Raw genomic sequence first — 14,099 nt, forward strand, 5'->3', positions numbered from 1 at the left:
ACGTCGGCCGCGGGCGACTTGATCCAGGCCACGCCTCGGGGCATCACATCAGCTTCAGGGCGGCGTGATTCCATCAACGGTGCCGCGCCGCCCCCGACGGGGGCCACAGCAGTTGATGGGTGTGAGTGCCACTCGGCTCGGTGATGGTGACGTCCTTCTCGCAGGCCCGGCGTAGTCGCGAGGCGACGGGGATACCACCATCACCGCCGCCGATGATGACGATGGAGTGGGACAGGGTTTCCTTCATGGATGCCCCTTAGGGGTAGTTGCGACGCGGTGCGTGGCGCGTCTCATGAGAGTTGTTTGCGAACACCGGAGACGCTCGGAGTGCCCGTGCTGCGGTTGTAAGGCAGTTTCGAGAGCATGGTGCCCATGGCGCAGGTGTTCGACAGCGCGGCGAACATCAGGCCGCCGCCCACAGCACCGGACAGCCACTTCGCCTTCGGTACGACGGTGCTGGCGAGTACGCCCGTGGCCACGAGCGAACCGGCGACGAGGCGCACCTGACGCTCCAGATCCCAGCGGGCCTGGCCGAACTCGACGTCATGACCGGCGTCGCGCCAGGCCTCGAAACCGCCGACGAGGACGCTCGTGTGCGGCACCCCGACCTTGGCCAGGGCCTGTTCGGCGCGTTCGGCGCGTGGGCCCATGCGACAGATGAGGACGGCGTCGCGGTTGATGCCGGCGCCGATCGCGGTGGCGTTCTTCTCGATCAGATCGACCGGCACGTTGATCGAACCGGGGATGCGCGCAGTGCCGTACTCGGCGGGGGTGCGCACGTCGAGCAGCAGTGTCTCGCCGGCCGTGACGGCGTCAGCGAGCTCGGCGGGGGTGAGGCGGTTTGCCAGGGCCATGAGAAATCTCCTTGAGTGGTGGATCGGCGGCTGCGACCAGCGGTCGCCGGGGGATTGGGGATCGGACGCGAGGGTCACAGGAGTTGGGGCAGGGCGCGCCACGCGGTGTACGCGGCGACGCACATCAAGAAGACGGCAAACCCGAGCTGCAGCATCCTCTTCGGGATGCGCTGGGCGAGCCGGCCGCCGAGCGCGGCTCCGATGACGGCGGTGGCGGCGAACGGCACCACGACATTCCATTCTAGATCCGCGCCGTCAGCAGAGTGGAACAACAACGAGGTGGCGCTGTTGATGACGACGACGAGCAGGGACGTGCCCACCGCATACGGCATGCAGTACCCGAGGGCCAAGGTGAGGGCGGGAACGATGGCGAACCCGCCGCCGACGCCGAAGAAGCCGGTGAGCAGGCCGACGCCGGTACCAGCCAGGGCCACCTTGACCAGGGCGAAGGTGTGCCCTCCGTTCTCGTCGCGCAACGGTCTCGGCACGCAGGCGGTGTTGTCGCGTTCGCGTCGTGCCCGCATGATCATCACCGTGGCGACGACGACGAGCAGCGCCGCGAACAGAGTGAGCAGTAGATTGCCGTCGACGCCGCGCGAGGCCCGGGTGCCGAGGTAGGCGCCGCCGATGCCGACGAGTCCGAAGAGCGCGCCCTGGCCCCACTGCACGGTGCCGGCGCGGTGGTGGCTCCACAGGCCGACGAGGGAGCTGATGCCGACGATGACGAGCGAACTCGTCGTCGCCTCGTGCGGGCTCTTGTCGAGCGCGTAGACGAGGACGGGCACCGTGAGGATGGCGCCCCCGCCGCCGAGCCCGCCGACGAGCAGGCCGACGACGATTCCGGCGACGACGGCGATGAGCATGACGCTCAGGCCTCGCTGCCGTCGACGATGGCCAGCGACGTCTCGCGGGCGTTGTCGAACGCGTCGTCGACGGCGACGACGTGACGCCCGGCGGCGTCGAGCACGGACGCCGCGATCGAGGCGCGGTACCCACCGGCGCAGTGCACCCACACCTCGCCGGCGGGCACCTCGCCGACGCGGGTGATGATCTCGTGCAGCGGCACGTTGATCGCACCGTCGATGTGGCCGCTCGCGTACTCGCTGTCGCGTCGCACGTCGAGGACGACGACGTCACGGTGGTGACGCACCTGCGCGAGGTCGGCGAACGTGGCGCGCTCGAACGAAGCGAGTTCACCACTCGTCCAGTCCTGCGGTGTGCCGGTGGCGGCGGCCTGGGGGCGTTCGATGCCGATGCGCACGAGCTCACGCTGCGCCTCAGCGACCTGCTCGCGGCTGTCGCCCAGGAGGGTCAGTGGCGTGCCCCACGGGATGAGCCACCCGAGGTAGGTGGCGAACTGGCCGTCGATGCCGAAGTTCAGGGCCTGCTTGACGTGACCCTTCGCGTACGCCTGCCGGTTGCGCAGGTCGACGACCCATTCGCCGGCCTCGAGTGCGGCGCGGATGGCATCGGCGTCAGCCGTGGCGGGCTCGCTGAGGTCGGGGGCCGTGGCGGGCGCATCGAGGTTGGCCGGGCCCATGTGGGCGTAGTAGGCGGGCCATGCCTCGAGCCCGGCGAGAATCTGCTCGACCCAGGTCTGCTCGTCCTCCATCAAAGCGGGGTTGGTGCGCTTCTCCGCCCCGATGGTCGAGGAGTCGGCGTCCGACTGGGTCGCCGAGCAGAAGCTGCCGAATCCGTGGGTGGGCAGAACGGCGGCGTCGTCGGGCACCTCATCGGCGATGCGGTGCGCCGAGGCGTACTGGTGGTGCACCAGGGCGTCGGTGTGCTCGGGGCCGAGCAGGTCGGGGCGGCCCGTCGAGCCGAACAGCAGGGAGCCGCCGGAGAAGATGCCCACCCGCTCGTCGTGCGAATCGAGCGCGTACGACAGGTGCGTGAACGTGTGTCCGGGGGTCGCCATGACGGTGACCGCCAGCGCGGGCGAGACCGTGATGACGTCGCCGTCGTCCACTCCGACGCGTTCGAAAGGCACCGGGTCGGCCACGTTGACGTGGTACGCGGCGCCCGTCGCGTCGGCCAGCGCGCGGCCGCCGGTGACGTAGTCGTTGTGAATGTGCGTCTCGAACACATGGGTGATCCGCACCCCTTCACGCTCGGCGAGAGCGATGACGCGGTCGATGTCACGCTGCGGGTCCACGACGAGAGCGACCTCACCGTCGTGGGCCAGGTAGGAACGATCGCCGAGTGTCTTCGTGTCGATGGGGATAATCGTGGCCATGGCGTTCTCCTCGTGCGTACTGGGCTGCAAATATACCCCCGGGGGTATCTGTCGCCACCGTACTCGCATACCCCCGGGGGTATCAAGTAGGATGGGGGCTTCATCACAGATCGAGTGGAAAGGCATCGGTGTGGAGCTCTCTGCCGACGACATGGCTCCGGTGGTCAACCGGCTCAAGCGCGCCCAGGGTCAGCTGGGGGGTGTCATCCGCCTCATCGAAGAGGGCGGCGATTGCCAGAGCGTCGTCACCCAGCTCGCGGCGACAAGTCGCGCTCTCGATCGCGCCGGCTTCGCGATCCTCTCCTCGGGCCTGCAGCAATGCCTGGCGACGAAGGGCAGCGTCGAGGGCGAGGACGCGAAGACGTTGGAGAAGCTGTTCCTGACCCTCTCCTGAAGCGCCTACCGCTAGGTGTAGTTCAAACGAAGGGTTCTGCACCACCGGGGCAGCTCGGTGGCTCAGCCCACCGTTTCTGCTACAGCAGCGGCCAGGTGCCAACCCGAGATGTTGAGGTGTGGCTCAACGAATCTGTGAGCACGACCATCCGGCTCACAAATCCGACGCTGGCGCTCCCAGGTACGAGCTACTGCCGGGCAGCGAGGTACTCCACTGCGGGGCGTGGTGAGCTGAAGACAGGGGTGGGCAGGTCGGTGAGCAACGCTTCCGCCGGGGCCATGCTGGCTTGAGCCAAGATGACGACATCTGCGGTCGTCGCCGCGGCCCGGGCGGTTCGTGCGACGCATTCGACGTATCCCACCTGGTCCCCGGCTTCGAACATGTCCCAGGCGCCCTTCGCCACGATCGGCGTGGTCTCAACTTCGTGATCTGCCGCGCTGGCTTCTTCTTCAAGCAGCGCCAGCGTGGGCGCGAGAGTGGAGTCAAGGGCTGCGATGACGGCGATTCTGCGCCCGGCCTGTAAGGCGCGGGCAGCCATGGGCCGGTCCACTCTGAAGACCCGCACTCCCGGTTCGCTCTGCTCAGCAACGCTCCCAAGGGTTGAGCACGTGCAACAGATCAACTCTACGCCCCGATCTTTCAGGCTGCGCAGCTGAGCCTCGACGCGGTCAGCGACGGACTGTGGACCATTCACGCGGGCATCAGTTAGAAGGGACTCGTCGACCACGTGCACGAGGTGCGCTTCGGGGGCGACCTTGCTCAGAAGGTTGTCGAAAGTTGGAACGTGGACTGGCGACGTGTGCAAGAAGCCGATGCGCGACATGTGTGCATTCTTCATCGCGTGGCGCACATCGGACTTGGATGTCTCAGCACCCACGGAGGGGCGGTGGCTGAAACGAAGGATTCTGCACCACCGAGGCGAGCAGACGTCCTGCGGCTGCATGGTAATCGTGAACCATCTCATCGTCCTTGAAAGCTCAGACACCAGGGCGGATGGTCACAATGTGCATGCTCTGCAGGTCGTCCAAGCGCACCCAGCTTCGCGGTGCACCTCCCTGCGTCACGATGAGGTGAGAAGGAGTCCCACATCTGCGATTTTCGTCCGCATTCGTCCCGCGGCAAGCACGGTGCGGCGACTCGGTGCTGACGGCGGCGTCGCTACTCTGTCGGGGTGAACATCCTCTCCATCCAGTCGTCGGTGGCCTATGGCCACGCCGGTAACTCGTCGGCCGTGTTTCCGCTGCAGCGCCTCGGGCACGAGGTGTGGCCCGTGTTCACCGTGCACTTCTCCAACCACACGGGCTACGGCGAGTGGCGCGGGCCGGTCTTCGATCCGGAGACGGTGCGCGACGTCATCACCGGCATCGAGGAGCGCGGCGTGCTGCCGCGCTGTGACGCCGTCCTGTCCGGCTACCAGGGCGCCCCGACGATGGGGGAGGTCATCGTCGACGCCGTCGCGCGCGTCAAGGCCGCCAACCCCGACGCGCTGTACTGCGCCGACCCCGTCATGGGCGACGTCGGCCGCGGTTTTTACGTGCGCGAGGGCATTCCGGAATTCATGCGGGACGTCGTCGTGCCCGCCGCGGACGTGCTGACGCCCAACCAGTTCGAGTTGGAGTTCCTCGTCGGGCGCACCGTCTCGACGGTGACCGACCTGCTCGACGCCGCCGACGCCCTGCGCGCTCGCGGCCCGAAGGTCGTGCTCGTCACCTCGGTGCAGACGGACGAGACACCCGCCGACTCGGTGCAGATGGCCGTCGTCAGTGACGAGGGGGCCTGGATCGTCACGACCCCGCTGCTACCCATGTACGTCGCCGGTTCAGGTGACGCGACAGCCGCGATCTTCGTGGCGCGCCTCATGACGTCGAGCCCCGCCGAGGCGCTCGCCGCGACGGCGTCGTCGATCTTCGCGGTGATGGAACGCACTCACGACGCCGGTTCGCGCGAGATCCTGCTCGTCGACGCCCAGGAGGCCATCGCCTCGCCGCCGATGCAGTTCGCGGTGACGCAGCTGTGCTGAGGCCCCCTGGCCGCCCGAACGACACGAGTGCCCGTCTTCACGAAGGAGGCGGGCACTCGTGCGTGAGGTGGGGAGGCTCAGCCGCCGAGGAAGGCAACGAGCTTGATGATCTCCTTGGCCAGGCTCAGGCCGGACTTGATGAGTTTTTTCGTTGCTGGTCCCGTCAATGACTTGCATGATTCTCCCCCAGGTTCGTCAAGGGGTGGGGCACCGAAACCTCCGTGTCCCGGATGACTTCGACACTTTCGGACGATGGTCTGCCTTGCAGTCTCAACCTTGTGACATGAATCGCATGTCGCTTGGCAGAACCTGGTGAAACGTTGGGGGATCGTGCCGCGGCGTGTCCATCTGCCGTGAACGGTAGAAAGCCCAATACCGTGGGCGCATGGATCCGATCCGCAATCCGTACGCGCCCGGCGCCGGCCAGCGTCCGCCCGAGCTCGCCGGGCGCGACGAACAGATCAGCACGTTCGACGTCGTCGTCGCCCGCATCGCGAAGGGCCGACCCGAACGTTCGATCGTCCTCATCGGCCTGCGCGGCGTCGGCAAGACGGTGCTGCTCAACACCCTCCGGTCGGGCGCAGTGCGCACGCACTGGGGCACCGGCAAGTTCGAAGCACGCCCCGATCAGCGCCTGCGCCGACCTCTGGCGTCAGCGCTGCACACGGCCGTGCGCGAGCTTGGCCACCCGCAGGACGACGACGTCGACCACGTCCTCGGCGTCATCAAGAGCTTCGCGCAGCGCGACGTCGACCCCAAGGCCAAGCTGCGCGATCGCTGGAACCCGGGCATCGACGCCCCCGCCGTTCCGGGCCGGGCGGATTCGGGTGACATTGAGATCGACCTCGTCGAGTTGCTGACGGACGTCGGCGGCCTCGCGGCGGACGTCGGCAAGGGCGTCGCCATCTTCATCGACGAGATGCAGGATCTCGACCCCGAGGACGTGTCGGCGCTGTGCGCGGCGTGCCACGAGATGTCGCAGAGTTCGCTGCCCGTCATCGTCGTCGGTGCCGGCCTGCCGCATCTTCCGGCGGTGCTGTCGGCGCAGAAGTCGTATTCGGAGCGGCTTTTCCGATACGCGCGCATCGATCGTCTGCCGAGGGATGCCGCGTTCAAGGCGCTGCAGGGCCCAGCGCAGGACGAGGACGCCGAGTTCACCGACGACGCCCTCGAGGCGATGTATGCCGCGACGGGCGGTTACCCCTACTTCATCCAGGCGTACGGCGCGACGGTGTGGGATCTCGCGCCCGGCTCGCCGATCACCGCGGAGGACGTGGCGGTCGCCGTCCCCGAGGCCGAGGCCGAGCTCGGTGTCGGGTTCTTCGGCTCACGCTACGAGCGCGCGACGCCCGGTGAGCGCGAGTACCTGCGAGCGATGGCGGACGCCGCGCAGCGCATCGCCGACGCCGCAGCCGCCGACGAGTCGGGGGAGACGCCGGGGCTCGACGACATCGAATCGGTGCCGACGTCTCTCGTCGCCGAGGTGCTCGGGCGCAAGCCCCAATCACTCTCTCCCGCGAGGGATTCACTCATGAAGAAGGGGCTCGTGTACTCCGGCGAACGCGGACGGATCGCCTTCACCGTGCCGCACTTCGGCCGCTACCTGCGTACCGTGACGGCGGACTGAGCGGCGCGCGGGCGGCTGCGACGTCGCCCGCGCCGCACGTCACATCCCGAGCTTGGTCTTCGAGAACGCCGCGACGGCCGCGTCAGGGCCTTCGACGCTGACGCCCGAACGCTCGCAGCGACCGCTGAGGTGCATCATGAGGTCGACGGGCGAGCCGGCGAGCACCACGGCGCCCGCGTCGGTCGGTTTCTTCAGTTCGACGTCGCCGCGCTGCGGCGCGCGCAGCGTCACGCCGACGGGCGAGGAGCGCACGAGCAGCTTGCCCATCGCGGTCAGCGATGACCACACGGCGTCCTCGGTGCCCTCGGGCAGCGGCGGCAGCGTCGCCTGCACGTCGGTGGGCTGTGCGCGCCGGACATCTTCGGCGTGCGTCGCGTACTCGACGAGGTTGACGCGCTCGTTGATGGCCGGCACCTGCATCGGGCTCAACTTGCCGGGCCCGCTGCGCACCTCGTCGACGAGGGTCGCGTAGGGCTTCCTCGAGCGCGCGTCCTGCACCTTCTCGGTGTGACCGGCGAAGGCGGGGATGAAGATACCGGGCATGGCGTCCGGGCGGCGATCACGGATGACGAGGTGGGCGGCGAGGTCGCGCGCGTTCCATCCCTCGCACAGGGTCGGCGCGTCGGGGCTGACGGCGGCGAGCAGGTCGGCGACGTGGTGGCGCAGGGCGGGAGCAAGAGTCATGCCTCCACCCTTCCACGGATGAGCATCCCGCGGCGGCACCCATCGGAAGGGGTGAGTGGCGTTCGTGTACGCGCGGTGGGGCGCGCCACCCACTCTGGGCGGGTGACGACGACGAATATCTGGGCGGGAATAGCCATCCGCGCCACCATGTTGCTCGGCGAGCTGATCCTGCTGTACGTCTTCGCGACGTCGGCCGTCAACGTCACTTCGACGCGCACGTCCTCGTGCACTCGGCGCTGAGCTTCTTCTACAACGCGATCGTGCTGGCGGTTGGCGTTCGGATCATCACGGTCGGCTGACGGCGTTTCACGTGAAACATCGACGCTGACGGCGGTGCGCCCCGAGCCGGCGGCGCGGCGGCTGACGTCTACGTCGTATCTCGTATGTCGTATTTCGTATTTCGTGCAGCGTCAGCCCTCGTGCCGCACCCGGCTGACGATCGCGCCACCGACGAGTCCGAGCAGGCCGGGGACGACCCAGCCGAAGCCGTTCTCGAACCATGGCAGGACGGTGCGCGCGCCGTCGACGAGAGCGTCGCGGCCTGCCGGTGCTGACGGCAGCGCGGCGAGCAGGTCGAAGAGCGCGGCGACGCCGACGCACGCGACGACACTGACGAGGATGCTGCGTCGACCTCTCAGCCACGGCGACGCGAGGCCGAGCAGGATGAGCGCGATCGCGAGCGGGTAGAGGAACATGAGCAGCGGCGTCGACCAGGAGATGATGGCGCTGAGGCCGATGTTCGACACGGCGAACGAGACGCCCGTGAACGTCAGTGCCCATGCGCGGTAGCCGAGGTGGGGGAACATCTCGGCGAACATCTCCGCGCAGGCTGTGACGAGACCGATCGAGGTCTTGAGGCACGCGACGAGCACGATCGCGGCGATGAGCACCTGCCCGAACGAGCCGAAGAAGTGTCGGGAGATGCCTGCCAGCGCGGTGCCGCCGTTGTCGGCGGTGATGACGCCGATCGACGTCGCACCCATCCATGCGAGCGAGGCGTAGATGGCCGCCATTCCGAGGACGCTGACGATGCCGCTCTTCGCGGTCTCGACGGCGATGCGTCGCGGGTTCGTGATGCCGAGGCGGCGCACCGCGTCGATGATGACGATGCTGAACGCGAGGGAGGCGAGGGCGTCCATCGTGTTGTAGCCGTCGAGGAATCCGCGGGTGAGGGCGCCGTCAGCGTACGGGGCCTTCGGTGCGGCGGTGACGTCGTGCGTCATCGGTTTCACGAAGGCGGCGACGATGAGCGCGCCGAGCAGCACGAGGAATCCGGGGGTGAGGTAGCGCCCGACCCAGTCGATCAGCTTGCCGGGACGCAGCGCTGCGGCCGCGGTGAGGGCGAAGAAGATCGCGGTGAACGCGAGCAGCGCCCATGTCTGTGCGCCGGCGGGCACCGATTCGGCGAGGCCGATCTCGTACGAGACGGACGCGGTGCGTGGGATCGCGAATGCCGGCCCGATCGTCAGGTACAGCAGGCACGTGAAGACGACGGCGAAGCGTGGGTCGACGCGCGCCGCGAGTTCCCGGACGTTGCGCGTGCCCGACAGGGCGGAGGCGATGACGCCGAGGACGGGCAGGCCCGTCGCGGTGATGAGGAACCCGATCGTCGCGAGCGTGGTGTGCGACCCGGCTTCGCGGCCCATCTGCACGGGGAAGATGAGGTTGCCGGCGCCGAAGAACAACCCGAACAGCATCGTCCCGACGAGGAGTGTCTGTGCCGGACGCAACCGCGACGGCGTGGACGAGGAAACGGTCGGTGCGGCAGCAGAACTCACGCCGGTCAGTATGACAAGGACGGCGGGCCGAGCGGGCGGGGCGCCACCGCGTCCCTGGCCAAGGCCAGGAGCTGGCCTTGGCCAGCTCGGCATCACGAATGTGAGCGCCCTGGCCGAAAACGAGCTTCATGTCGCTCGTGTTCGACCAGGACGCTCACATTCGAGAGATGGTCACCCGGCGGCTTCGGGATCGCGCAGCCGCCGGGCCGGCGTCAGCTCGTCGCCTTCGTCAGGTCGTAGACGGTCGCGCCACCGACCGTCGTGGCCTTGTAGTGCGCCTTGACCCAGGCGGTGATCTGGGCGCCCGAGCCGGAGTTGCGACCCGGGCCGCCACCCATGCCGCCACCGGCGATGAAGTACGTGATGTCGCCGTTCTTCACGTACTGTTCGAACTGGGCGAGCGTGACGTTGTCGTCGCTGCCGCTCCAGCCGCCGATCGACATGACGGCCGTGTCGCTGCTCAGGATGTACCCGGCTGCGCTCTGATCGCCGATGACGGCCGCCGACCACTTCGAGTTCGTCGCGTCGAGCAACTTCACCAACGCCGCGTTGGACGTCGAACCGCCCTGCGCCCCGGCGGAACTCGCGGAACGCTGCGTCCCCGTCGTCGAACCCGACGAGCCGGACGAGGCCGCCGAACCGCCACTCGACGCCGCGCCGGAAGCTGAGCCCGAGCTGCCACTCGACGGAGCTGCACCCGAAGGAGCCGTACCCGACGGCTTGGTGCCCGACGGAGCCTGACCCGCCGCACCCGACGAGCCGGTCGTCCCAGAACCAGCCGGGCCAGCAGAACCCGTCGAACCACCAGGCGCACCCTGGGCGCCGCCGGGAGCCGAGCCCATCGACCCCATGCCGCCGCGTGCTCCGGCAAGGGCAGGGCCAGCAGTCGGCATCGAGCCGTTGTGGCCGCTCGCCATCGTCGCGAACGTGTACGCCGACGTCCCACCGAGGCCGCCGAGCACCCCGACGACGAGGCCGGTGACGGCGACGCGGCGCGCACGCGCACCCCATGCCGGCGCGGCGACGAACGTCATCGCCCCGAGCACCGCAGCGATCGCGCAGACCCACTTGAGCCACGGCATCCAGCCGGACGCGGGCGTCGTCAGCACCCGGAAGCTCCAGACACCGCTGACGCAGATCGCCGCGCCGAGCACGACGCGCCACAGCAGCGACGAGCGTCGCGCGAAGACCTCACGACCACCGACGGCGATGCACGCGGCGACGGCCGGCGCGAGCGCCACGGCGTAATAGGAGTGCACGGTGCCCTTCATGAACGACAGGCACAGCATCGTCACGACGAGCCAGCCGCCCCACAACACGAGTGACGCGCGCACGAGATCGGTGCGCGGTGCACGACGACGAGCGATGAGGCCTGCCACGAGCAGCACGAGGGACGCGGGCAGCAACCACGAGATCTCGCCGGCGAACTGGCTGTTGAACATGCGGAACAGCCCTGCGGTGCCACCGAATCCACCACCGCCGGCGCCGGCGCCGCCACCGCCCCCGGCGTTGCCGTCGCCGCCGAGGATGCGGCCGAGGCCGTTGTAGCCGAGCGCGAGTTCCCATTCGGAGTTGTTCGTCGAGCCGCCGATGTAGGGGCGGGCGCCGGCCGGCCAGGCCGCGACGAGCGCCACGAACCATCCGGCGCCGACGATGACGCTGACGAGCGCCGCCGCGAGGTGCTTGATGCGCGTGCCCAGCGAGAAGCGTGCCGCCACGAGGTAGGCGAGACCGAGGCCGGGCAGGACGAGCAGGCCCTGCAGCATCTTCGTCAGGAACGCGAAGCCGATGAGCAGTCCCGCGCCGACCATCCACCGCAGTGCGGTAGCCGAGGCGGAGCGAACCCGCCCGCGCCGCGTCGTCGTCGGCTCGTCACGTCCGCTCACCTCGATGGCGCGCACGACGCAGTACGCGGCGGCCGTCATGAGCAGGACGAGCATCGCGTCGGGGTTGTCGAAGCGGAACATGAGCGCCGCGACGGGCGTCATCGTCACGATCAACCCGGCGAGCAGGCCCGCCGCGTGCCCCGACCAGCGGCGCACCGCGCCGTACGTCAGGCCGACGGTGCCGACGCCCATGAGCGCCTGCGGCAGCAGCAGCGAGAACGACGAGAAGCCGAAGATCCGCGCGGACAGCCCCATGACCCACAAGGAGGCCGGGGGCTTGTCGACGGTGATCGCGTTGCTCGAGTCGAGCGAACCGAACAGCCACGCCTTCCAGTCCTTCGACGCCGATTTCGCTGCGGCAGCGTAGAACTCGTTCGCGTAGCCGGAGTTCGTCAGGTTCCAGCCGTACACGACGGCGGCCAGCGTCAGCAGCGCGAACAGCGCCGGTCGCGCCCAGTTCGGGTCGTCATCGGCGCCGCGCACGAGGCGCCGCAGCCGGTCCTGACGCCGTGGGGGTGCCGCCGCGGAGTGCGGGGTGGCACCCCCCGCCAGCTCGCGGGCCCGACGGCCGTCGCGGCGCGATCGCAGCAGGCGCGTCGGTGTGGTGGTGGTCATCGCGGATCCCTCCGTCGCAGTCTCGGCGCCGATGCGCCCGGTGATGACGACGACTCTCGCGGCCGGCGCTTTGCTGCCCGCGTGGCGCCCCTGTGCGCCGTCTGTGAGCGGTTCGCCATCACGCCCCCGCTCGACCTGCGCGGCCCCGCCCCGCTTGATCCATCGGGCGACGTCCCACCCCGCCGCCCCTGAGATCGGCCCAAGAGCGCTGATCGTGTTGCGACCGAACGAAGTACGGTATGAGGCATGTCTGCCGCAGCGCCGAGAGGGCCGAGATCGCGGGGTTCGGTGAGGTTCAGAAGCCTCGCGCGGGCGGTGGGGCCGCGGCTGCTGCGCGGTGTCGTCGCAGCGGCCGTCCTGTGCTTGCCCGTCGCGGTGCTCGCGCTGCTCGTCACGCGCCACTTCGCTCCGATCGTCGACCTCGACGAGCGAGTCGTCGTCGCGGCCACCGACGTCACGCGCGCACACCCCGGGTTCGAGGACGCATTGATCGGGTGGCAGTCCGCGTTCCACCCGACGATGGTCTACCTCTACGCGATTCCCGTCGCCGTCTGGACGTGGCTGCGCGGCTTCCGGGCCCGCACGATCTGGGGCGTCGTGACGATGCTCGTCGGCTGGAACCTCGGCCTGCAGGTCAAGCTCATCGTCGAGCGGGCGCGCCCCGTCATCGCCGACCCCGTCAGCCATGCGCCGGGCTACAGCTTTCCCAGCGGCCACGCGTTCAACGTCGCGATGATGGTGACGACGTGCCTCATCATGGCGTGGCCGCTCGTGCGGCGCTGGCCCCCGCTCATCCGCGCCGCAGCGGTGACGGTGGGGGTGCTCGTCGTCGTCCTGACGATGCTCGATCGCATCTTCCTCGGCGTCCACTTCCCGAGCGACGTGACGGCGGGCGTCCTGCTCGCGTTGGGCCTGTCGTCCGCGTCGTATCTCGGTTTCAGCCATCGGCCGAAGGGCCACCTCGAGGAGGATTCGTGACCACCGCTCACCCCGACCATCACGACGGTGGGCGCGAGACGTCAGCCCGCCCGACGCCCAAGGAGGTGCTCGTCTCCATCTTGAAGCGCGCTGTCCTGCCGGCTCTCGTGGCGTTCGGGGTGCTCATCGCCATCGGCAAGATCATCATGAACGTGTTCGACGAGATCCCGGCCGAGGACACGCTCTCGCGGGATGTCGCCGGGTGGCGCACCGCCTCGCTCAACCCGATCTCCAAGACCGTCTCGACGATCAACGACACGTGGTTCACGATCGGCGGGTCGGTCGTCGTCGCGCTCGTCATCCTCGTGCTGACGCGCAAGTGGTGGCTCGCCATCCTGCCGGTCCTCGCGATCAGCCTCGAGGCGAGTGTCTTCGTGCCGGTGACGAAGATCGTCAACCGTCCGCGCCCCGAGGCCGAGCGCCTCGACCCGCACGCGCCGCCGACGTCCAGCTTTCCGAGCGGGCACACCGCGGCGTCGTTCGCGTTGTTCTGGAGCATCATGCTGCTCGCACAGCGCATCCCGAACGTGCTCGCGCGCCGCATCGTCCAGGTCGTCTGCTTCGTCTTCCCGTTCTGCGTCGGCTTCGCGCGCCTGTACCGCGGCATGCACCACCTCAGCGATGTCATCATCGGCGCGCTGCTCGGCATGCTGTGCGCCGGTATCTCCTACGCGGCGATCCGCGCGGCGGAACGTCAAGCCACCGAGCGAGCGGACGGGGTTCGCGGCTGAGCCACCGCCCGGCGGGTTCGAGCCGGGAAAGCCCTCCTCAGGTCAAGAACGCAGGCAGAAAGCCTGCGTTCTTGTCATGTCCAGAGCATGTCAACAAATGTCACATCGAGGTTGCGAATGCCCAGGTGTGGCAGGGGGAGGTGCACAAGCAAACCCCTGTGTTCTCGCATATTGCAGCCTTTCCCTTCGGTGAACTGAGAAAAAATTGTGCGTCAACTCTCCATTCGACCCCTCGCGTGGGCTATACATGACTTGACTCACAGTCCTTGGGCTGACGAGTCACCCACCCCCCCCAC

Annotated in this window: 14 protein-coding genes; 6 read left to right on the plus strand and 8 right to left on the minus strand. The window is 68.6% G+C overall.

Features of this window, described 5'->3' with window-relative positions; translation table 11 throughout:
- Nucleotides 1-73: 73 nt before the first annotated feature.
- The 4 genes from AC1RS9_RS14110 to AC1RS9_RS14125 form a co-directional block, all read right to left on the minus strand.
- Entirely contained in the window at nucleotides 74-247 is a 174-nt protein-coding gene (locus tag AC1RS9_RS14110; protein ID WP_165583672.1) for a hypothetical protein, read from the minus strand.
- Nucleotides 248-290: 43 nt separating this feature from the next.
- Nucleotides 291-854: a rhodanese-like domain-containing protein gene (locus AC1RS9_RS14115; RefSeq protein WP_006943561.1), complete on the minus strand. Its 564-nt coding sequence runs from the start codon at nucleotides 852-854 to the stop codon at nucleotides 291-293.
- A gap of 74 nt (nucleotides 855-928) precedes the next feature.
- The gene (locus AC1RS9_RS14120; RefSeq protein ID WP_074041262.1) at nucleotides 929-1,717 is read right to left on the minus strand and encodes a sulfite exporter TauE/SafE family protein; all 789 of its coding nucleotides are present in this window, start codon (nucleotides 1,715-1,717) and stop codon (nucleotides 929-931) included.
- Nucleotides 1,718-1,722: 5 nt separating this feature from the next.
- The gene (locus AC1RS9_RS14125; RefSeq protein ID WP_492921925.1) at nucleotides 1,723-3,090 is read right to left on the minus strand and encodes a rhodanese-like domain-containing protein; all 1,368 of its coding nucleotides are present in this window, start codon (nucleotides 3,088-3,090) and stop codon (nucleotides 1,723-1,725) included.
- Nucleotides 3,091-3,220: 130 nt separating this feature from the next.
- Between AC1RS9_RS14125 and AC1RS9_RS14130 the strand changes: the two genes are divergently transcribed.
- The gene (locus tag AC1RS9_RS14130; protein ID WP_006943555.1) at nucleotides 3,221-3,484 is read left to right on the plus strand and encodes a metal-sensitive transcriptional regulator; all 264 of its coding nucleotides are present in this window, start codon (nucleotides 3,221-3,223) and stop codon (nucleotides 3,482-3,484) included.
- Nucleotides 3,485-3,671: 187 nt separating this feature from the next.
- Here the strand turns inward: AC1RS9_RS14130 and AC1RS9_RS14135 are convergent, their stop codons facing one another.
- The gene (locus AC1RS9_RS14135) at nucleotides 3,672-4,307 is read right to left on the minus strand and encodes a hypothetical protein (RefSeq protein WP_074046297.1); all 636 of its coding nucleotides are present in this window, start codon (nucleotides 4,305-4,307) and stop codon (nucleotides 3,672-3,674) included.
- A gap of 348 nt (nucleotides 4,308-4,655) precedes the next feature.
- Here AC1RS9_RS14135 and pdxY point away from each other — a divergent pair, with 348 nt between their 5' ends.
- Nucleotides 4,656-5,504, plus strand: a complete 849-nt coding sequence (gene pdxY, locus AC1RS9_RS14140; protein ID WP_492921927.1) for a pyridoxal kinase PdxY — start codon at nucleotides 4,656-4,658, stop codon at nucleotides 5,502-5,504.
- 385 nt (nucleotides 5,505-5,889) lie between these two features.
- Nucleotides 5,890-7,131, plus strand: a complete 1,242-nt coding sequence (locus tag AC1RS9_RS14145) for an ATP-binding protein (protein ID WP_074046295.1) — start codon at nucleotides 5,890-5,892, stop codon at nucleotides 7,129-7,131.
- Nucleotides 7,132-7,170: 39 nt separating this feature from the next.
- On the opposite strand, the gene AC1RS9_RS14150 is transcribed toward AC1RS9_RS14145, so the two are convergent.
- Nucleotides 7,171-7,815 (minus strand): TIGR03085 family metal-binding protein, encoded by a 645-nt coding sequence (locus AC1RS9_RS14150; RefSeq protein ID WP_074041264.1) that lies wholly within the window; start codon nucleotides 7,813-7,815, stop codon nucleotides 7,171-7,173.
- Nucleotides 7,816-7,917: 102 nt separating this feature from the next.
- Here AC1RS9_RS14150 and AC1RS9_RS14155 point away from each other — a divergent pair, with 102 nt between their 5' ends.
- Nucleotides 7,918-8,055, plus strand: coding sequence for a hypothetical protein (locus AC1RS9_RS14155; protein ID WP_171969892.1), 138 nt, complete (start codon nucleotides 7,918-7,920; stop codon nucleotides 8,053-8,055).
- A gap of 170 nt (nucleotides 8,056-8,225) precedes the next feature.
- Here AC1RS9_RS14155 and brnQ read toward each other — a convergent pair whose 3' ends face one another.
- A complete protein-coding gene (brnQ, locus tag AC1RS9_RS14160) occupies nucleotides 8,226-9,593 on the minus strand; it encodes a branched-chain amino acid transport system II carrier protein (protein WP_074041265.1) in 1,368 nt (455 codons plus the stop codon).
- Nucleotides 9,594-9,805: 212 nt separating this feature from the next.
- A complete protein-coding gene (locus AC1RS9_RS14165; protein ID WP_074041266.1) occupies nucleotides 9,806-12,094 on the minus strand; it encodes an ArnT family glycosyltransferase in 2,289 nt (762 codons plus the stop codon).
- 288 nt (nucleotides 12,095-12,382) lie between these two features.
- On the opposite strand from AC1RS9_RS14165, the gene AC1RS9_RS14170 reads away from it, so the two are divergent.
- Nucleotides 12,383-13,072 carry a phosphatase PAP2 family protein gene (locus AC1RS9_RS14170; RefSeq protein ID WP_253184129.1) on the plus strand — a complete coding sequence of 230 codons (690 nt, stop codon included), beginning with the start codon at nucleotides 12,383-12,385 and terminating at the stop codon, nucleotides 13,070-13,072.
- Nucleotides 13,069-13,803, plus strand: coding sequence for a phosphatase PAP2 family protein (locus AC1RS9_RS14175; protein WP_074041347.1), 735 nt, complete (start codon nucleotides 13,069-13,071; stop codon nucleotides 13,801-13,803). Before AC1RS9_RS14170 ends, AC1RS9_RS14175 begins: the two co-directional genes overlap by 4 nt.
- Nucleotides 13,804-14,099: the final 296 nt, after the last annotated feature.

Source organism: Dermacoccus sp. MPR-E5, from assembly GCF_058809565.1.